The organism is Sorangium sp. So ce406, from assembly GCF_051474675.1.
Taxonomy (GTDB): Bacteria; Myxococcota_A; Polyangia; order Polyangiales; family Polyangiaceae; genus Sorangium; species Sorangium cellulosum_G.
In genome coordinates, this window is record NZ_CP150340.1 from 619,861 (window position 1) to 638,675 (window position 18,815).

At 72.0% G+C, this 18,815-nt stretch carries 13 protein-coding genes; 7 read left to right on the forward strand and 6 right to left on the reverse strand.

Features of this window, described 5'->3' with window-relative positions; all coding sequences use genetic code 11:
• The first annotated feature begins 160 nt into the window (after positions 1–160).
• Positions 161–1,324 (forward strand): M20/M25/M40 family metallo-hydrolase, encoded by a 1,164-nt coding sequence (locus WME96_RS02280; protein ID WP_437288544.1) that lies wholly within the window; start codon positions 161–163, stop codon positions 1,322–1,324.
• Between the two features lie 52 nt (positions 1,325–1,376).
• Here the strand turns inward: WME96_RS02280 and WME96_RS02285 are convergent, their stop codons facing one another.
• Positions 1,377–2,624: a class I SAM-dependent rRNA methyltransferase gene (locus WME96_RS02285; protein ID WP_437288545.1), complete on the reverse strand. Its 1,248-nt coding sequence runs from the start codon at positions 2,622–2,624 to the stop codon at positions 1,377–1,379.
• Positions 2,625–2,654: 30 nt separating this feature from the next.
• Between WME96_RS02285 and WME96_RS02290 the strand changes: the two genes are divergently transcribed.
• From WME96_RS02290 to WME96_RS02305, 4 genes are all read left to right on the forward strand, one after another.
• Complete coding sequence (locus WME96_RS02290; RefSeq protein WP_437288546.1) at positions 2,655–3,728, forward strand: hypothetical protein; 1,074 nt, start codon at positions 2,655–2,657, stop codon at positions 3,726–3,728.
• Positions 3,729–4,233: 505 nt separating this feature from the next.
• Positions 4,234–5,499 carry an FIST signal transduction protein gene (locus WME96_RS02295; RefSeq protein ID WP_437288547.1) on the forward strand — a complete coding sequence of 422 codons (1,266 nt, stop codon included), beginning with the start codon at positions 4,234–4,236 and terminating at the stop codon, positions 5,497–5,499.
• Between the two features lie 26 nt (positions 5,500–5,525).
• The gene (locus WME96_RS02300) at positions 5,526–7,397 is read left to right on the forward strand and encodes an ATP-binding protein (RefSeq protein WP_437288548.1); all 1,872 of its coding nucleotides are present in this window, start codon (positions 5,526–5,528) and stop codon (positions 7,395–7,397) included.
• A gap of 111 nt (positions 7,398–7,508) precedes the next feature.
• The gene (locus tag WME96_RS02305) at positions 7,509–9,479 is read left to right on the forward strand and encodes a 4-alpha-glucanotransferase (RefSeq protein WP_437288549.1); all 1,971 of its coding nucleotides are present in this window, start codon (positions 7,509–7,511) and stop codon (positions 9,477–9,479) included.
• A 108-nt stretch (positions 9,480–9,587) separates the two neighbouring features.
• Here WME96_RS02305 and WME96_RS02310 read toward each other — a convergent pair whose 3' ends face one another.
• Complete coding sequence (locus tag WME96_RS02310) at positions 9,588–11,459, reverse strand: glycoside hydrolase family 15 protein (protein ID WP_437288550.1); 1,872 nt, start codon at positions 11,457–11,459, stop codon at positions 9,588–9,590.
• 167 nt (positions 11,460–11,626) lie between these two features.
• Between WME96_RS02310 and WME96_RS02315 the strand changes: the two genes are divergently transcribed.
• Together WME96_RS02315 and WME96_RS02320 are read left to right on the forward strand one after the other, a co-directional pair.
• Positions 11,627–12,004, forward strand: a complete 378-nt coding sequence (locus WME96_RS02315) for an SCP2 sterol-binding domain-containing protein (RefSeq protein WP_437288551.1) — start codon at positions 11,627–11,629, stop codon at positions 12,002–12,004.
• An 18-nt stretch (positions 12,005–12,022) separates the two neighbouring features.
• Positions 12,023–14,080 (forward strand): amylo-alpha-1,6-glucosidase, encoded by a 2,058-nt coding sequence (locus WME96_RS02320; RefSeq protein ID WP_437288552.1) that lies wholly within the window; start codon positions 12,023–12,025, stop codon positions 14,078–14,080.
• Between the two features lie 3 nt (positions 14,081–14,083).
• Here the strand turns inward: WME96_RS02320 and WME96_RS02325 are convergent, their stop codons facing one another.
• The 4 genes from WME96_RS02325 to WME96_RS02340 are packed head-to-tail and all read right to left on the reverse strand — an operon-like array spanning position 14,084 to position 18,809.
• On the reverse strand, positions 14,084–14,779 hold the full coding sequence (locus tag WME96_RS02325) for a cyclase family protein (RefSeq protein WP_437288553.1): 696 nt from the start codon (positions 14,777–14,779) through the stop codon (positions 14,084–14,086).
• 54 nt (positions 14,780–14,833) lie between these two features.
• Complete coding sequence (locus WME96_RS02330; RefSeq protein WP_437288554.1) at positions 14,834–15,829, reverse strand: C-terminal binding protein; 996 nt, start codon at positions 15,827–15,829, stop codon at positions 14,834–14,836.
• 27 nt (positions 15,830–15,856) lie between these two features.
• Positions 15,857–17,635 carry an IlvD/Edd family dehydratase gene (locus WME96_RS02335; RefSeq protein WP_437288555.1) on the reverse strand — a complete coding sequence of 593 codons (1,779 nt, stop codon included), beginning with the start codon at positions 17,633–17,635 and terminating at the stop codon, positions 15,857–15,859.
• Positions 17,636–17,642: 7 nt separating this feature from the next.
• Positions 17,643–18,809: a glucose 1-dehydrogenase gene (locus WME96_RS02340; protein ID WP_437288556.1), complete on the reverse strand. Its 1,167-nt coding sequence runs from the start codon at positions 18,807–18,809 to the stop codon at positions 17,643–17,645.
• Positions 18,810–18,815: the final 6 nt, after the last annotated feature.

Consider the following 18,815-nt stretch of genomic DNA (forward strand, 5'->3'; position numbering starts at 1 on the left):
CGGCCAGGGCAGAGGTCGCCGGCCGCGCCCCGCGCGCGCAAGCCCGCGGGGCGCCGATCGGCCGCTCGCGCGGGAGCGCGGGCGCACGCGCAAGCCCGGAGGACCGCGCGGGAGCAGGGGCGCGGCGGCGCCCGGGCTTCCGTGGCATGCTGGCGCGGTGATGCAGGCCCTCCGACAGGCGCTCTCCGGTCGCACGGAGCCGATGCTCGCGCTCATCGAGCGGCTCGTGAGCCTCAACTCGTTCACGGACAACCCGCGCGGCGGCGACGCGGTCGGCGAGGTCATCGCCAACGAGCTCTCGACGATCCCCGGCCTCTGCGTGCGGCGGCTCGCGAGCGCGCGCTTCGCGGCGCACTGGGTGGTGGAGAGCGAGGCGGCGAAGGCGTCACCGGCGGGCCACGTCGCCCTCATCGGGCACCTCGACACGGTGTTCCCGCCGGGGACCTTCGAGGGCTTCCGCCTCGACGGGGAGCTCGCCCGCGGGCCGGGCGTGCTCGACATGAAGGGCGGGATCGTGGTCGCGATCGAGGCGCTCCGGGCGCTCGAGACGATCGGCGCGCTGCCCGAGATCCCGGTGCGGCTCGCGATCGTGTCGGACGAGGAGGTCGGGTCGCCCGAGGGGCGCCCGCTGCTCCAGCGCGAGCTCGCGGGCGCCTCGTGCGCGCTCGTGTTCGAGGCGGGGCGCGAGGGAGACAGGATCATCACCGCGCGCCGGGGCACGGGGAACGCCGTGGTGAGGGCCACGGGCAAGGCGGCGCACGCCGGCAACGCCCACCAGCAGGGCGCGAACGCGATCTGGGCGCTCGCGCGCTTCATCGACAGGGCGCAGCGGCTCACCGACTACGGGCGGCAGGTGACGGTCAACGTCGGCGTGGTGAGCGGCGGGCACGGCAGGAACACGGTGCCTGACGCGGCGGAGGCGGGGGTCGACTTCCGCTTCGTGAGCCGCGCGGACGGCGAGGCGATGATGGCGGCGCTCTCCGCGGCCGCGCGCGAGGCGTCCGTCGAGGTGCCCGGCACCGCCGTGCGCGCCGAGTGCGAGATCGCGCGGTCGCCGCTCGTGCGGACCGAGGCGAGCGCCGCGCTCTACCGGGAGTACGGGGCGTGCGCGCGGGCGGCGGGCCTCGGCGACGCCGAGGCGCCCCTCATCGGCGGCGGGTCCGACGCGAGCTCGACGGCGGACATCGGGATCCCGTCGATCGACGGCCTGGGGCCGCGGGGGAGCGGCTTCCACACGAAGGACGAGCTCATCGAGGTGAAGACCCTCGTGCCCAAGGCGGAGGCGCTGGCGGCGTTCCTGCTGGGGCGGCGCGCCGCGGTGTGATCGTCCGCGGCCGCCGCGCCCCTGCGCGCGCCTCTCCCGCCGTCGCTCCTCGCTACTCCAGCACCACGAACTTGAGGTAACGCCCCTCCCACCACGCCGGCAGCGTCGGGTGGTCCTCCGGCTGCCCGTGGATCGCACGGACCCGCAGGTCGTCCCGCTCCAGGGTCGCGTCGTCCAGCGTGGCCAGGAAGTCCTCCGCCGTGATGTGGCTCGAGCACGACGCCGCGCACAGCAGGCCGCCGCGACCGAGCACGCGCGCGACCGCCGTGTGCAGCCGCCGGTAGGCGCCGAGCGCGCGCGGCTTGGCGCGCTCGCTCGGCGCGAAGCTCGGCGGATCGCAGACGATGAGGTCGTACCGATCGCCGCGCGCGTGGGCCTTCTCGAGGAAGTCGAACGCGTCCGCCGTCACGAAGTCGTGCGCCGCCGGATCGACGCCGTTCTCCCGGAAGGTGCGCTGCGCCGACGCGTGCGCGGCCGACGCCGAGTCGACCGAGGTGACCCGGCCCGCGCCGCCGAGCGCCGCGGCCACCGAGAAGCCCCCCGCGTAGCTGAACAGGTTCAGGACGCGCCGGCGCCCGGCCGCGAGCGCGCGCACGCGAGCGCGGTTGTCGCGCTGGTCGAGGAACGCCCCCGTCTTCTGCCCGCGCGCGAGGTCGACCTCCATCGCGACCCCGGTCTCCCTCACGAACAGGCGATCCGGCAGCGGCGGCCCGTGCAGGTGCGCGAGCTTCTTCCCCTCCGCGTCCCCGCCCGCCGCCGACGACGCGCGCGCGCGCAGCCCGATCGAGCGCACGCCGCGGGCGCCCAGCGCGCGCGCCAGGTGCGGGAGCAGCCGATCGAGCCACGGCGCCAGCATCCCGCCGTCGAGGCGGACCACCGCGGCGCGGTCGTACCGGTCGATGACGAGCGACGGCACGCGGTCCCCCTCGCCGTTGCACAGGCGGTAGGCCGTCGTGTCGCGGCCCGCGAACCAGCCGTCGCGCAGAGCGAAGGCGCGCTCGAGCCGCTCCGCGAGGGCGCGCTCGTCGAGCGGCGGCGCCTGCGTGCGCTGGAAGACGCGGACGGCGATCGCCGACTCCGCGTCCCAGAGCCCCCGGCCGAGGAACGGCGCGCCCTCGGCCGACAGCTCGACCACGTCCCCCGTGGCCGCCGCGCCGCCGGCGCGGGGCGCGCGCTCGCCGCGCCGGCGCTCCCCGCGCTGGACGGCGTTCTCGCCGCCGCCCGCGATACCGTCTCGGTACACCCACGGGTGGCCGCGGCGGACGGCGGCGGCGGCTGTCGCGGTGAGATGGACCCGCATCGACCCCGCCTAGCACGGTAAGCTCGCAGCGTGCTGCACCGCGTTCGTCCGATCGGCTGGGCCTGCCTCGCGGGGATCCCGCTCGCCGCTGCGGCCGGCTGCACGCAGGACCACGACCTCCTCGGACGAGATCCGCCGGCCGCGGCGAGCACGTCCGGCGCCGGCGCCGGCTCGGGGGCGACCTCGAGCAGCGCCGCGACATCCGGCGCGGGCGGCGGCGACGTCGTCGATCCGCCGGGGCCGACGAAGCTCACCGTGGTGAACGGCGTCGCCGACCGCGACGCGGTCCGCTTCTGCTTCCTCGCGTACCCCGACGGCACCGGCGCCGGCGTCGACCCCTGGCCGGGCGCCGGCGAGGGCCTCGCGTTCGCCCGGGCCCAGGTGGTCGAGCCGCTCGGCGCGGTGATCCCCGAGGGGGCGAGCGTGGGCCCCCACGTGATCGCCGGCGATCTCGGCGCGATCGAGGGGCTCGACTGCGCCGAGATCCTCGCGCTCGCCGCCGAGGCCTCGCCCCCCATCGTGGCCGTGGCGCTCCCCGTCGTGCCGGCGTCGGTGTTCGCCGAGGAGAAGAGCCTGCTCCTGGTCGCCACCGGCTGCCTCGGCGGCGAGGGGCACACCGACGCCCTGGAGAAGCAGGCCTGCGGCGACGCCTACACGATCGACACGCCGACCGCCGGCCTCGTCGCGGTCGCCATGTCGCGATGGACGCGCTTCGACAGGCTCGGGCTGCAGGTCGCGCACGCGAGCGCGGCGACGCCGGTGATCGACGTCCACCTCACCCCCGATCGCTCGTCGGTGAGCGGGGTGATCCTCGCGCAGGAGCTCTCGTATGGAGCGATCTCGCCCTCCCCGCCGTTCGCCGGGCTGGCGGAGGCGGATCTCGGCGCGCCCGAGGACGTGGCCGTCCATGCCTACGACCCCGTCGACGCCAGGAAGATGGCCTCGGTGCCGATGCGCGAGATCCTGGCGAACAGCGACGTGGAGGCGAGCAGCATCGCGAACGGCCGGGGGTTCGTGCTCGTCGCCGTCGGCGCCGCCCCGGGGACGGAGCGCGGTGGGTTCTGGCAGCCCCACACGTACACGCTGTTGCAGTCGGATCCCTGATCGTGTCTGCACGTCCCGCTGGCGGCGGAGCTCTGTGCTGCGCCGTTCGTGGGCGGCCCAACCGCACCTCGCCCGGCTGCCCCGGCGACTCGCCGTGATTCCGCCTTGGGCATGACGACTCCCGTGCAAGCGCACGCACTCTCGCGTTGCTCGCGTGGTGCGCTGCGTCGTACGGCGTGCTGCGCACCACCCTCATCGTTTCTCGGAGAGCGACAAGGATGCCTCCGGCGCGTCTGACGGGCTTGCAGCGCTCGTTGTCTTATTGAAGGATAATGGTTCTGCCCCCACGGTCTCGGGGTTCGCTCTCTCCTCCGCAGCTCTCCTTGGGTAGGCCCGCCGACGGCTTTGCCGGCCCTTCGCGCCGCGCGCGGCCGGGAAAACCATGAGTCGCTTGACGGGGTGGATCGCCCCGTACGGACGACAAGACAGGAGAGCCACGCGCCGTGACGAGCGAGCGAATCTCCAGTATAACGAGAGTGCCTGAATTGTGAGGGGGGAAGAGGATATGACGACACAGATGTTTATCGGGGCGAGCTCCTCGGCGGATCCAAAGAAGGCTGCGGCCGAGTCCGTGGCGGCGGCGCTCCGCGCGTCGGCGCGCCCCGAGCACGTGGCCTCCCAGCCCGGATCGGCCTCCCCGCCCGGACCGGCGTTGCAGCCCGGACCGGCGTCGCCGCTCGGACCGGCGCGCCCCGCCTTCGCGCTCGTCCTGTCGACGGACCAGTATGACGCCGACGCGCTCGCTGCGGCCGTGACGAGCGAGCTGCCCGGGGTCCCCTGGGCGGGGTGCTGCACGGCGGGGGTCTTCGCGGGCAGCCGACTCCTCCGGCAGGGGCTCGTCGTGGGGCTGGTCGCGTCGGACGCCGTGCGCGTCGGCGTCGGCGTCGCGCACCCGGTGAGCCAGGACGGACGGCGCGCCGGGGTGCTCGCCGCGTCGCGCGCGCTCGAGGGGTTCCCGTCGTCCGCCGCGCCGGGGTGGAGCCGCGCGCTCATCGTGCTGCCGGACGCGCTCACCGGCAACGCGGCCGACGTCGTGCGCGGCGCGGTCGAGGTCGGCGGGACGGGCGTCGTCTGGGCCGGCGGCGGCGCGGGCGACAACCTCCGCTTCGTGCGCACCGCGCAGTTCGCGGGCGGCCGCGCCTACTCGGACAGCGTCGTCGTCGTCGCGATCGACTCGCCGGCCCGCATGGCCACCGGCATCCGCCACGGCTTCCGGCCCTACGGGCCCCCGACGATGGTCACGCGCGCCGAGGGGACGGTCGTCGCCGAGCTCGAGTTCGAGGGGGCCTTCTCGGTCTACCAGCGCACCGCGCGCGCGCGCGGAGATCAGGTGAACCTCGACGGCTTCGCCACCTTCGCGATGACCCACCCGCTCGGCATCCCGCAGGCCGACGGCGAGCACGTCATCCGCGATCCGCTGCGCGTGGTCACGCCGGGCGGCCTCTACTGCGTCGGCGAGGTCCCGGACGGTTGCCTCATCCGCGTCATGGAGGGCGATCCCATCGGCCTCGTCAGCGCCGCGCGCGAGGCGGCGACCACCGCGCGCGACGCCGTGGCCGGGCCGATCGCCGGCGCGTTCGTGTTCGACTGCATCTCGCGGTGCATGATGCTCGGCGACACGGTGCGCGACGAGCTGACCACCTTCGAGAACGAGCTCGGCCAGAGCGTCCCGGTGATGGGCTGTCTGACGTTCGGCGAGGTGGGCGCGCTGGGCCGCGGGGTACCGCAGTTCCACAACAAGACCGCTGTCGTGCTCGCGCTGGGGGCTTGAGCGCCGGAGCGGCTGGATCCCTGCCCATGGCGAGCGACGAAGATCACGAGATCCAGGAGGAACGGTTGGCGCTCCTCAGCGTCCTTCAGGAGCTCACGGTCGCAGCGCTCGACCTGTTCGATCCTCGCCAGTCGATGGCGATCTTCCTGGAGCGGCTCGCCGAGCGGCTGAGCTGCGTCGCGGTCATCGTGCTCGTCGAGCCGACGCCGCTCGCCCCTCGGCTCCTCGACGCCGCGGGGCTGTCGGCGAGCTCGCGCGCGCTGTCCATCCCGCCGCGGTCCCCGCCCCCGGCGGCCGCGCCCGCGGACGAGGGCGAGGGCCTCTGCCTGCCGTACCCCGAGCTCGCGCGGCCCGGGCTCGTGACCTGGCACTTCTCGCTCGACGGGCAGGGCGACAGCGGCGCGTCCAGCCTCATCCTCTGCTTCGAGGGCGAGCCCCCGTCCGCGCCGCGGTACCGGGGCATGATGCGCCGGCTCGCCGGCACCTTCCGCACGGCGCTCGTGCACCGGCTGCTCTACGCCCGCATGATCGAGAACGAGCGCGAGCGGGCGCGGCACCTCGCCGCGGCCGAGGCGGGGCGAGCGGCGGCGGAGGCGGCGCAGCGCCGCGCCGCGTTCCTCTCGGAGGCGAGCCGGCTGCTCTCCAGCTCGCTGAACTACGAGGCGACCCTCGTGCGCGTCGCGCGCCTGCCGGTCCCGTTCGTCGCCGACTGGTGCATGGTCGACATGATGGAGCGCGAGGCGATGCTCCGGCGCGCGGTCGTCGTCCACGCCGACCCGCAGAAGAGCGAGCTCGCGCGCCTCCTCCAGGGCCAGACGCCGATGGACTCGGTCCTCCCGTCCGGCGTGGCGCGCGTGCTGGAGACGGGCGAGGCGGTGCTCTGCGAGGTGGCGGGCGCGCCAGCCGCCGCGGAGCGAGGGCTGGACGCGCGCGACAGCGAGCCGCCCGCGTCGGCCAGCGAGGCGCTCCTCAGGGAGCTCGGCCTGCGGCGCTACATCTCCGTGCCGCTCGTCACCCGCGGCACCATGCTCGGCGTGCTCACGATCGCCTCGGGCCGCGACGACCTGCTGTACGGCGCCGAGGACCGGGCCCTCGCCGAGGAGCTCGGGCGCCGGGCCGCGCTCGCGATCGACAACGCGCGGCTCTACGAGAGCGCGCAGCGGGCGATCCGCGCCCGGGAGGAGCTCGTGGCGGTCGTGTCGCACGACCTCAAGAGCCCGCTCGCCACCATCGTCATGAACACGAGCCTCCTGCGCCGGAAGCTGCCGAGCTCGGACGAATCGGCCGAGCTCCGGCGCCCCGTCGAGCGCATCCAGAAGTCGGCCGATCGCATGAACCGCCTCATCCGCGATCTGCTCGACCTGGCGAAGCTCGACGGCGGCCACATCTCGATCCAGCCGGCGCCGCACGACGTCTCCGGCCTGCTGAGCGACGCCATCGAGCTCCTGCGGGAGGAGGCGGCCGAGAAGTCGCTGCGCATCGAGCAGGGCGTCGAGCACGGCGTCGACCGGGCGCTCTGCGACCGCGAGCGGGTGCTGCAGGTGATCGCGAACATCGTCGGCAACGCGATCAAGTTCACGCCCGCGGGCGGCGAGGTCGCGCTCTGCGCCCAGCCGTGGGGCAGGGAGGTGCTCGTCTCGGTGCGCGACACCGGCCCGGGCATCCCGGAGGACCAGCGGGCGCGCATCTTCGAGCGCTACTGGCAGGCGAAGGAGACCGCCCACAAGGGCACGGGGCTCGGCCTCTCGATCGCGAAGGCGCTCGTCGAGGTCCACGGCGGGCGGATCTGGGTCGAGAGCAAGGTGGGCGAGGGGAGCACGTTCTTCTTCACGCTCCCGATGGTGGGCGCCGCCGGGGCGACGGCGGGAGTCGCGGCGGGCACGCGCCTCGGCGCCTGACAGCCTCAATCGGGGTTCGCCGTACAGCGGCGTAGTCACGCCACTGAGGCAGAAATGTCCCTTGTTTTCGCGGCTTGGCGGGCCGATCCCTTCATCGCTATACCTACCGCGATGAACAACGTCGGGAACGACAAGGGCGACGTGGGGCCGGCCCAGGCTCGAGCGGACGACGACGAGCGGGAGCTCGTCAGGGCCGCATTGCAGCTCCTGGGCATCCGCAACCTGGTGCTCGCGATCCACGATCCGAGCTTCCCGTCGGAGGACGCGGAGGACACCGGGCGCGGGTCCCCGTACACCGAGGGGGGCCGCCGGTTCCTCCGGTTCGCGCGCGATCTCGGGTTCAACGGCATCCAGCTCGGCCCTCAGGGGGAGACGTCGGCCGACAACGCATCTCCGTACGACGGCACCATCTTCTCGCGGAGCACGCTGTCGATCGCGCTCGCCCGGCTGACGGAGGACGGCCCGTGGGGCGCGCTGCTTCGCCCCGAGGCGGTGACGAAGATCGTCGCCGGCAAGCCCGGCGGCCACGACGGCCGCGCGCAGCACGGCTACGCGTACCGCGCGCAGCGCGCCGCGCTCCGGGAGGCGTTCGCGTCGTACGTCGACCGGCGGAAGCGCGGCGAGCTCGACGACCTCGCCGGCCGCCTCGCCGCGTTCAGGAAGCGGAACGCCGCGTGGATCGAGCGGGACGCGCTCTACGGCCCCCTCTGCGAGGAGCACCGGAGCGGCTGGTTTCACGGCTGGACCGGCGCGCCGGAGCTCGATCGCCGCCTCTTCGCGCCCGGCCCCGGCGAGGTGGTCGCCTGCGAGGATCGCCGGCGGGAGCTCCTCGACCGGTACCGCGAAGACGTCGACTTCTACGCCTTCTGCCAGCTCCTCGCGCACGAGCAGCACGCGGCGCTCCGGGGCGTGACGGCCTCGCTCGGGCTCAAGCTCTTCGGCGACCTGCAGATCGGTTATTCGCCCCAGGATGCCTGGGCTCATCAATCGGTCTTCCTGAAGGGCTATCTCATGGGGGCTCCGCCGAGCCGGACCAACCCGGAGGGCCAGGTGTGGAACTACCCTGTCCTGGATCCGGCCCAGTACACCGACGCCTCCTCCGGCGCGCTCGCGCTCGTGCGGGCGCGGATGGACAAGATGTTCGACGAGTTCGACGGCGTGCGCCTCGATCACCCGCACGGCCTCGTCTGCCCGTGGGTCCATGTCGCCGACGCCCCCGATCCGCTCCGCGCGGTCCAGGGCGGCGCGCGGCTCTTCTCGTCGCCCGATCTGCCGGATCACCCGCTGCTCGCCCGCTACGCCATCGCCTCTCCCGCGCAGCTCAACCGCGGTGTGCCCCGGTATGCCGACGACTGGGTCACCTCGCTGACGCCGGAGCAGGTCGGGCGCTACAGCGTGATCTTCGACACGATCGCGAGCTGCGCCGAGGCGCGCGGGCGCGCGACGACCGACATCGTGTGCGAGGTGCTGAGCACGCTCCCGTTCCCGCTCCGGGCCGTGCTCGAGCGGCACGGGCTCGGTCGCTTCCGGGTCACGCAGAAGGCCGATCTCGACAACCCGAAGGACGTCTATCGCAGCGAGAACGCCGGGCCCTCCGACTGGATCATGGTGGGCACCCACGACACGCCGCCGCTCTGGAGGCTCCTCGACGCGTGGGAGCGGAGCGGCGCGCTCGGGCGGCAGGCGGCGTACCTGGCCTCGCGCCTCGCGCCCTCGCCGTCCGAGGAGGGCGCGATGGCGCGCGCGCTCGCGTCCGACCCGCGCGCGCTGGCGCAGGCCAAGTTCGCCGACCTCTTCGCGAGCCAGGCGGCGAACGTGATGATCTTCTTCTCCGATCTGCTCGGGCTCAAGGAGATCTACAACGCTCCCGGGACGATGGGTGACCACAACTGGTCGCTGCGGGTGCCTCGCGATCACGAGCGGTCGTACGCGGAGATGCGCGCGCGGGGGGAGGCCCTCAACCTGCCGCGGGTGCTGGCGCTCGCGTTGCGGGCGCGGGGGGGCGCGGAGGCGTCGGAGGAGCGCCGGGGGCTCGCTGCGCGCCTGGAGGCGCGGGCGGGAGCGGCGGGCGGGAGGCGTTGACCGGGCGCAGCGCACGAGAGGTGGCGCCGAACAGCCTGGCGCCGCGAGAGCGCGTACGCGCAGCGGAGGAACGACCACGCAGAGCGGACAGGACGCGGGGCCCGGAGGCTACGCTGCAGACGGGAGGGACACCTCCCTCCCGGCGCGCTTCGCGTCGATGATATGAGCCGTGTTGACGAGCCCGATGTGAGAGAACGCCTGCGGGAAATTGCCGAGCTGGCGACCCAGCTCAGGGCTGTACTCCTCGGAGAGCAGGCCGACGTCATTGCAGAGCGAGACCAGCCGATCGAGGAGCGCCTCCGCGTCGTCCAGGCGACCGGCCATCGCGTAGTTGTCGGCGAGCCAGAAGCTGCAGATGAGGAACGTGCCTTCATGGCCCGGCAGCCCGTCCACCCCCGTCTCGGTGGCGTAGCGCAGCACGAGACCATCCCGGGTGAGGCCCTTCTCGATCGCCGCGACGGTGGACAGCATGCGCGGGTCGTCCGCGGCCAGGAAGCCCATGTGTGGGATCAGGAGCACGCTGGCGTCGAGGGCGTCCGAGCCGTACGATTGCGTGAACGCGCCGACGCGCGCGTCGAATCCGCGCGTGAGCAGGTCGCTGCGGATCTCCTCTCGCAACGCGCGCCAGCGCTGGGCCCGCTTCCCCAGTCGATGCTGTCCGCCGACGCCGAACTCCTCGATCATCCGCACGGCGCGATCCACGGCCACCCAGGCCATCAGCTTCGAGTGCGTGAAGTGGAGCTGCTTCGCCCCGCGGATCTCCCAGATGCCCTCGTCCGGCCGCTGCCAGGCCTCCTCGACGAAATCGACGATCTCCACGATGGGGTCCCAGGTGTGCGGCAGATCCGGCAGCCCCTGCACGTGGGCGTCGTAGAGCGTGTTGAGCACCTCGCCGTAGACGTCGAGCTGAAACTGGTCGTATGCGCCATTGCCGATCCGCACCGGCTTCGATTCCTCGTATCCCGGGAGCCACGGCAGCTCGGTCTCGGTGAGCCGATGCTCGCCGGCCACGCCGTACATGATCTGAAGCTGCGCAGGAGCGCCGGCCACGGCGCGCATGAGCCAGTCGCGCCACGCCTGGGCTTCCTCCAGGTACCCGCCGCGCATCAGCGCGTCGAGCGTCAGGGTGGAGTCCCGCAACCAGCAGTAGCGATAGTCCCAGTTGCGAACGCCGCCGAGATCCTCCGGCAACGATGTCGTCGGCGCCGCCACGATCCCGCCCGTGGGCGCATAGGTGAGCGCCTTCAGCGTGAGGAGCGATCGCACCACTGCGTCGCGAAAGCGGCCCTGGTAGGGACAACGGCTCGCCCACGCCCGCCAGTGACGCTCGGTCCGCGCGAGCTCCCGCTCCGCGTCGACGGGGTGGTCGGGCGCGTGCTCGTGCGACGGGTAATAGGTGAGGGTGAACGGCAGGCGCTGCCCCGCGCGGACGATGAAGCTCGTCTCCAGCCGCGCGGCGTCCCAGTCGGGGTCGAGCGGCGCAGGGCTGCTGAACGCGAGCGCGGCCGGCCCCGACGTGAGCGTGGCCCGGCTCCCGTCGCACCTGATCCAGGGGATCACGCGGCCATAGCCGAACCGCGCCCTCAGATCGGAGTGCATGGCGACCTGGCCCTCGATTCCCTCGACGATCCGGATGACGTCGTGCGCGGCGACCCCCTGGGTTCCCTCGTCGATCCGGGCGGCATCGTGCCCTGCGACCCACGGGGGCATGAAGTCGATCAGCCGTGCCCGCCCGCTGTCGCAGGAGAACTCGGTCTCGAGGACCAGCGTGTCTGGCCGATACCGCCGCTCCACGCTTCGTATCCTTGTCGCTGGCCGGAGCGTCCAGTAACCGTGGTCGCCGTGCCCGAGCAGCCTCGCGAAACACGCATCCGAGTCGACGCGCGGCAGGCACAGCCAGTCGAGCGAGCCGTTACGTGAGATCAAGCCGACCGTCGTCGTGTCACCGATGAGACCGTAGTGTTCGATCGGAGCTGGCATGGCCAGTACATGCGCGCCGGTGCCCGGTCCGCAAGCCTGATAGCTCCCTGCCCGACGAGGAGCCGCTGCGCGCGCAAACCGCTCCGCGACACCACACCAACGGGCACGCGCCTTGCTTTGCCGAGGCCGCGACGGCGAGACCGGCAACCCGGATACACGGATTCATCATGCGGCGAGCGAGAGATCTCATCCAGGCCCTCGTGGTGGGGCGGTACGACGCCCGTCTGCGAGGCGCGCGCAAGTCATGTGCTCTGGCGTTCACCGACGGCGAGCGCGTCGTGGTGGAGGTCGACGACGGGTCGTTCAGGCTTGCGCCCGAGGGCGCGAGCGAGGATTGCGAGCTCTCCTGCTCGCCCGACGATTTCTCGCGCATCGTCCACGGCGAACAGAACCTGATCACCGCGATCATGCAGGGCCGTGTCAGCGTGCGGGGAGACCTGGCCGTCGCGCAGATGTTCCAGAGCGCCTTCTGTCCGGGTGACGGAGGGGCTCCCGAAGCGACGCCCCGGGGGACGAGCGAGGCCCCGAAGCGACGCGCTGGCTGATCGTCGTCGGAGGGGGACATGGAACGGCAAGTGAGCATCCTGGACGGCGGCACGTTCGTCGTCAGCGACCTGCGCGGCAACATCGAACATTCGGTCAACCGTCCGCTCGGCCTCTTTCACCTCGACACGCGCTTCCTCTCCGAATGGGTCTTGACGATCGACGGCGTCGTGCCGGCCGCGCTGTCCACCGACGACGTGCAGTACTTCCAGGCCCAGTTCTTCCTCGTCCCGAGGCCTGCCGCGATGTACGTCCAATCGACCCTGTCGGTCGTCCGGACCCGGCTCGCGGGCGACGGGTTCCACGAGGATCTCCTGCTCATGAACCACGACAAGGCCCCCGTCGATCTCGACGTCCGGATCCGGGCCGCCGCCGATTTCGCCGACCTGTTCGAGGTCAAGGACATGCTTCAGAAGAAAGGCGAGCACTATCACCGCATCGAGGACAACCGGCTCGTGCTCGGATACAGGCGCGAGCGCTTCGTGCGCGAGACATGGATCTCGGCGTCGCAGCCCGCGCGGATCGAGCCGAGCGGCCTCGCCTTCCGGGTGCACATCGAGCCGCATGGCACCTGGAGCACCTGCCTCGACGTCCTGGCGGCGATCGACGGGCTGGAGGGGCGGCACAGCCGGGTGAAGTATGCCCACGGCGAGAGCCACGCGCGCCCGAACATCGGCACCAGCCTCGAGAGCTGGCTCGACAGGGCGCCACGGCTCATCACCTCGAACGACCCCCTCGCGCGAACGTACGAGCGGAGCCTCATCGACCTGGCCGCGCTGCGCTTCTTCTCCAAGCTCATGCCGGACGCCGCCATACCGGCCGCTGGCCTGCCGTGGTTCATGGCGGCGTTCGGCCGCGACAGCATCATCACGAGCCTGCAAGCATTGCCGTTCGTCCCCGAGCTCGCGCGCTCCACCCTTCGCTACCTCGCGCGCCGCCAGGGCACCCGGCGGGACGATTTCCGCGACGAGGAGCCGGGGAAGATCCTCCACGAGGTCCGATGGGGCGAGCTGACCGCCTTCGAAGAGCGGCCGCACTCTCCCTACTTCGGCGCTGCCGACTCGACGCCGCTCTTCCTGATCTTGCTGGACGAGTACGAGCGCTGGACCGGCGACGCTGAGCTCGTCGTGTCGATGGAACACGCCGCGCGCGCCGCCCTCCGATGGCTCGACGAGTGGGGGGACCGGGATGGCGACGGGTACGTCGAGTACGACACGCGCAACCCCGAGACTGGCCTGGAGAACCAGTGCTGGAAAGACTCATGGGACTCCATCGTGTTCCATGACGGATCGCTCGCGCCGCGGCCCCTCGCGTGCTGTGAGATCCAGGGCTACGCCTACGACGCGAAGGTGCGGAGCGCCCGGCTCGCGCGCGAGATCTGGCGGGACCCCGAGCTCGCGGCGCGCCTCGAGCGAGAGGCGGAGGAGCTGAAGCGCCGCTTCAACCGGGACTTCTGGCTCGACGATCGCGGCTTCTTCGCGCTCGCCCTGGATGGCCAGAAGCGCAGGGTCGATTCCCTGACCTCGAACATCGGCCACCTGCTCTGGAGCGGCATCGTCGAGGAATCCAGGGCCGAACGCGTGGCCGAGCACCTCCTCGGCCCCCGCCTGTTCAGCGGTTGGGGAGTACGTACCATGGCCGACGACGAGGGCGGGTACAACCCCATCGGATATCACGTCGGGACTGTATGGCCGCACGACAATTCGTTGATCGCGCTCGGGCTCCGGCGCTACGGCTTCAGCGTGGAGGCTGGGCGTGTGGCGACGAGCAACCTGGCCGCGGCGCCCTTCTTCCATCACCGCTTGCCGGAGGCGTTCGCCGGGTATCCGCGAGAGCTCACGAGGTTTCCGGTCGAATATCCCACGGCGTGCAGCCCCCAGGCGTGGGCCGCCGGGGCTCCTCTGCTCTTCCTCCGCGCCTTGCTCGGGCTGGAGCCCATGGGGAACCGCCTTGTCGTCGATCCGGCGGTCCCTGCCGAGCTCGGGGAGATCCGGCTCCTCGACATCCCTGGGCGCTGGGGCAGGAGCGACGCCTTCGGCCGCGCGCGGCCGGAGCCGGGCGCTCATGTTCGAACCTGACCGCTATCGAACCTCCGTCGGCTCCGGTCGTCGCCGGCGCAAGACGACCCGCGCAGGAGCGCCGTCGAGGCCCTCCAGGCGTATCGGCAGGCCGACGAGGTCGTAAGCGCCGCGCTCGACGCCCGAGAGATCCAGCCCCTCGATGACGCAGACGCCCGCCGCGAGCAGGACCCGGTGCGTCTCGGCGCCATGATCCATGTCTCCGATCGACAGGTAGTCGATCCCCACGGTCCAGATGCCTCGCTCGACCAGGTGACGGGCTGCGTCCAGGGACAGATAGGTGTAATCGGCGCGAAACCGCGAGTCGCCCCAGAATCGAGAGTTTCTCGTCTTGAACAGGACTCGGTCGCCCGGGTGGATCTCGATCTGCGCGAGGTGGTCCGGCCGGATCCGATCGGCCTCTCCGAGATCGAGGACGCGCGCCGGCCCGATCAACCGGTCGAGCGGGATGCGATCGATCCCCGCGCCGCGGCGCAGGAAATGAGCCGGAGCATCCACGTGCGTGCCGGTGTGCACGCCGAGCGAGAGGCGTGAGACCGTCGCGGGGTCGCCGCGCTCGAGATGCTGCGTCTGGACGATCTCCACGGCGGGGTTGTCCGGCCAGTGCACCATGCCGTCACGGATCGGGACGCTCACGTCGACCCAGGGCTCGTCGCACGGGCTCGGGGCTGCGGACTGGTTCAAGGCTGGTCGTTCCATGGACGCGTCCATGGAAGGCATTCGCCGTGCCCGCCGGCGCCGGCGCAGGCGACCTCACGCGGCCTTCAGGTTCACGGGCGACATCGGCTCTTGCCCGGAGAGGACGCGAACGACCTCGTTCGCCGCGAACCGCCGGACGAACTCGAGCGACTCTTCCGAGTAGTAGGCCGCGTGAGGCGTCACGACGACGTTATCGAGGGAGAAGAGCGGGCTCGCCGGCGTCCAGCCGCGCCGCTTCGCCGGCTCCTCGGCGATGTCGTCGAGCCCGGCTCCTGCGATCCATCCCTCCCGGAGCGCCCGGTACAGAGCGTCGTCATCGATGATGGGCCCGCGGGCGGTGTTCACGAGGATGGCTGTCGGCTTCATGCGCCGGAGCTCGCGCTCCCCGATGAGACCACGCGTCGCGGACGTGAGCGGCGCCTGGACGACGACGTGGTCGGAGCGCTCCAGGAGCTCGTCGAAGGACACGGGGGCAGCGCCGGCGGCGCGGATCTCGTCCGGGTCGAGGAAGGGGTCGTGCGCCGTCACGCGCACGCCGAAGCTCGCCATCCGCGCGCCGATGCCCCGCGCGATCGCGCCGAACGACAGGAGGCCCAGGGTCGCCCCGCGCATCCGGTGGATGGGCCGGCCATCCTGCCACGACCAGGAACCGCGGCGCGTGGCGCGATCGTACGCGGGGAGCTTGCGGGCGAGCGTGAGCAGGAGCGCCACGGCGTGGTCGGCGACCTCGTCGGCGCACCACTCGTTCGGCGCGTTGGTCACGCGGATCCCACGCCTCGTCGCCGCCGCGACGTCGACGGTGTCGACGCCGGTCCCGTACCGAGCGATCACCCGGCAGCGCCGGAGCCCCGAGAGGGCGCGCTCCTTGACCTCTGCGTACTGCGTGAGCACGCCGGCGGCGTCGCGCGCGACGGCCACGACGTCGTCTTCGGTCTTGCATTGCGCGGCGACGACCTCCAGGCCGGCCGGCTCCATGATGGATCGCTCGATATCGATGTCGCCGAAATCGTGGTCCAGCACGACGACCGGCCCCGTCTCTTGCATGCTCATGGCGCTCACCTCTGCTTCCCGATCCGTTCAGTGCGAGTGGCGAGGCAGCCCGCGAAGCTGAACGAGGCGCTGGTACCGGATCGCCGGCTCGAAGCACGCGCCGGTGGACAGCGGACCGACCGAGCTCCGGTAGAGCTCCTGCCATGGAGTCTGGCTCTCGCGGTGGTGCGGCGTGAGGGACTTGCGGCGCTGTTCGAGCTCCTCGTCGGAGAGCAGCACGTCCACGCGGCGCCGCTGCAGGTCGACCCGGATGCGATCCCCGGTCCGGAGCAGCGCGAGGCCCCCTCCCATCGCCGACTCGGGCGACGCGTTCACGATCGAGGGGCTGTCCGACGTACCGCTCTGGCGGCCGTCGCCGAGCGTCGGCAGCGACGTCACCCCGCGCCGGAGCAGCGCGTCGGGCGGCTGCATGTTCACGACCTCCGCGGAGCCCGGATACCCGACCGGCCCCGTGCTGCGCATGACGAGGATGCAGCGCTCGTCGATCTCGAGCGATGGGTCGTTGATGCGCGCGTGGTAATCCTCCGGCCCCTCGAAGACGACGGCCCGCGCCGTGAAGACGTCGGGGTGCTCGGGGTCCGACAGGTAGCGGTCCCGAAAGGCCTCGCCGATCACGCTCACCTTCATGACGGCCGAATCGAAGAGGTTCCCGCTCATGACGAGCAAGCCTGCCGCGGGGCGCAGGGGCTCCTCGTACGGTCGGATCACGTCGCGGTCGGTGGCGGCGGCGTTCGCCACGTTCGCCCCCACCGTGCGTCCCGAGACCGTGAGGGCATCCGCGTGGAGGCGGCCGGCGCGGAGCAGCTCGTTCATGACGGCGGGCGCCCCTCCCGCGCGATGGAAGTCCTCTCCCAGGAAGCGCCCGGCCGGCTGGCAGTCGACGAGCAAGGGCACGTCTTGCCCCACCCTCTGCCAGTCGTCGTTGGTCAACTCGACCCCGATATGGCGCGCGATGGCGTTCATGTGGATCGGACAGTTGGTCGACGCGCCGATCGCATCTGCGACGGCGATGGCGTTCTCGAACGCGGCCTTGGTCATGATCGCGCTCGGCCTCAGGTCCTCGTGGACCAGCTCCACGATCCGGCGTCCGGTCGCGTACGCCATCTGCGCCCGTTCCCGGTAAGGCGCCGGGATCGCCGCGCACCCGGGCAACGACATCCCGAGGGCCTCGGCGAGGACGTTCATCGACAAGGCCGTTCCCATGCTGTTGCAGTGCCCCGCGCTGGGCGCGGCCGCGGCGACCATGTCCATGAACTCCGCGTAGCCGATCTCGCCGGCCGCCAGCAGCCTGCGCGCCTCCCAGAGCACGAGCCCCGAGCCTGCGCGCGTTCCCTGGTAATACCCGTTCAACATCGGCCCGCCCGAGAGCACGATCGCGGGCAGGTCGACCGTCGCCGCCGCCATCAGGCAGGACGGCGTCGTCTTGTCGCAGCCCGTCGTGAGCACCACGCCGTCGAGCGGATATCCGAAGAGCACCTCCACCAACCCGAGGTACGCGAGGTTCCTGTCGAGGGCTGCGGTGGGCCTCTTGCCCGTTTCCTGGAGAGGGTGAGCCGGAAATTCCAGCGGGATCCCGCCGGCATCGCGCACGCCCTCCTTGATCCGGACGGCGAGGCTCAGCAAGTGTCGGTTGCACGGCACGAGATCGCTCCCCGTCTGGGCGATCCCGATGATGGGGCGGCCGGACTGCAGCTCTCCCAGCGTCAGCCCGAAGTTCAGGTAACGCTCGACGTACAGCGCCGTCATGTCCGGGGCTGTCTCATCGTCCCACCAGGCCTGGCTCCGCAGCTTTCGCGTCTGGCTCATCGCGCGCTCACCCTCCGCGATCCGATCGCGCCGCGGCCCGCCCGGGAGTCGGGAGCCGCTCGTCGCGCGTCGCCGCTCCGGCCTCTGCGATGCGGATCACCGTCTTCACGCCACCCCCTGGTCGTCGCAGCAAGGCCGGCGCCTCGTCGAGCGCGACGCGCCGCTGGATCACCCGTCGCACCGAGTCGGGAAACAGGATCAGGAACCGTTCGAGCATGCGAACGGCTTCCTCGTAGGACGCGCTGCCGGCGTTCACGGTCCCGACGATCACCTGGTTGTGCAGGACGAGATCGCGCATCAAGCCGGCAGCATCGAAGCCGATCGCGGGCCTCGGCGCGGGGACGCCCGTGACGATGAACACGCCGTTGGGCGCCAGCGCCCGGACGGTCTGGAACGCGAACTCGGGCACGCCGACCGCCTCGATGATCACGTCGAACGGCCCGGCGCGGCGCACGAGCCCGGGGACGTCGGTGGTCCCGCTCGATACGTAGTCGGCGCCGATGCCGCGCACGAGCTCCGCCCGGTCGTCGTCTTCGGGCTCCCTCGAGTAGACGACAGTCCGAGCTCCCCTCGCGACCAGGCCCATCGCCGTGAGCACGCCGATCGGTCCAGCGCCGAGGACCAGGCCTCGCGCCCCGTCATGATCCCATGGCAGGCGCGTCAGGATGGCGTCGAGCTGGGCGAACGCTTTGGCCGTGATGCTCAGCGGCTCGACGAGGACGCCGAGCTCGAAGGCCCACGGTGGAACGTGAACGAGGTAGCGTTCCTCGTCGACGACGAGCTCGGTCATGAAGCCGTCCGCCCTGCGGATCCCGCGCTCGATGAACTCGCCTGTCGTGCAAAAGTCCTGGCGCCCGGCGTGGCAGGCCGGGCACTCGACGCGGTCGCAGGGCCGGCGCACCATCGGCACCACGAGATCTCCGGGACGAACGCGCTCCACACCCTCGCCGGTCCGCGCGACCTCCGCGACAGCCTCGTGTCCCAGCACGAGCCGATCCTTTCCTGGAGGCGCGGATCCGTAGGCGAACGCCGCGATCTCCCGGTCTGTTCCGCACACGCCGACTTCGAGGGGGCGAAGCAGCACATGCCCGCGCGCCAGCGGCAGGGCATCCGGCCCGTCCTCCTCCACGAGGCGCACCACCCCTTCGGCCATGAAGGCAGCAACCGATCTCACGCGTTC

Excerpts from the sequence above, each read along its gene's own strand:
- WME96_RS02280 (WP_437288544.1), top strand. The coding sequence starts at position 161 with ATGCAGGCCCTCCGACAGGCGCTCTCCGGTCGCACGGAGCCGATGCTC.
- WME96_RS02285 (WP_437288545.1), bottom strand. The coding sequence starts at position 2,624 with ATGCGGGTCCATCTCACCGCGACAGCCGCCGCCGCCGTCCGCCGCGGC.
- WME96_RS02295 (WP_437288547.1), top strand. The coding sequence starts at position 4,234 with ATGACGACACAGATGTTTATCGGGGCGAGCTCCTCGGCGGATCCAAAG.
- WME96_RS02300 (WP_437288548.1), top strand. The coding sequence starts at position 5,526 with ATGGCGAGCGACGAAGATCACGAGATCCAGGAGGAACGGTTGGCGCTC.
- WME96_RS02305 (WP_437288549.1), top strand. The coding sequence starts at position 7,509 with ATGAACAACGTCGGGAACGACAAGGGCGACGTGGGGCCGGCCCAGGCT.
- WME96_RS02310 (WP_437288550.1), bottom strand. The coding sequence starts at position 11,459 with ATGCCAGCTCCGATCGAACACTACGGTCTCATCGGTGACACGACGACG.
- WME96_RS02315 (WP_437288551.1), top strand. The coding sequence starts at position 11,627 with ATGCGGCGAGCGAGAGATCTCATCCAGGCCCTCGTGGTGGGGCGGTAC.
- WME96_RS02320 (WP_437288552.1), top strand. The coding sequence starts at position 12,023 with ATGGAACGGCAAGTGAGCATCCTGGACGGCGGCACGTTCGTCGTCAGC.
- WME96_RS02325 (WP_437288553.1), bottom strand. The coding sequence starts at position 14,779 with ATGGAACGACCAGCCTTGAACCAGTCCGCAGCCCCGAGCCCGTGCGAC.
- WME96_RS02330 (WP_437288554.1), bottom strand. The coding sequence starts at position 15,829 with ATGAGCATGCAAGAGACGGGGCCGGTCGTCGTGCTGGACCACGATTTC.
- WME96_RS02335 (WP_437288555.1), bottom strand. The coding sequence starts at position 17,635 with ATGAGCCAGACGCGAAAGCTGCGGAGCCAGGCCTGGTGGGACGATGAG.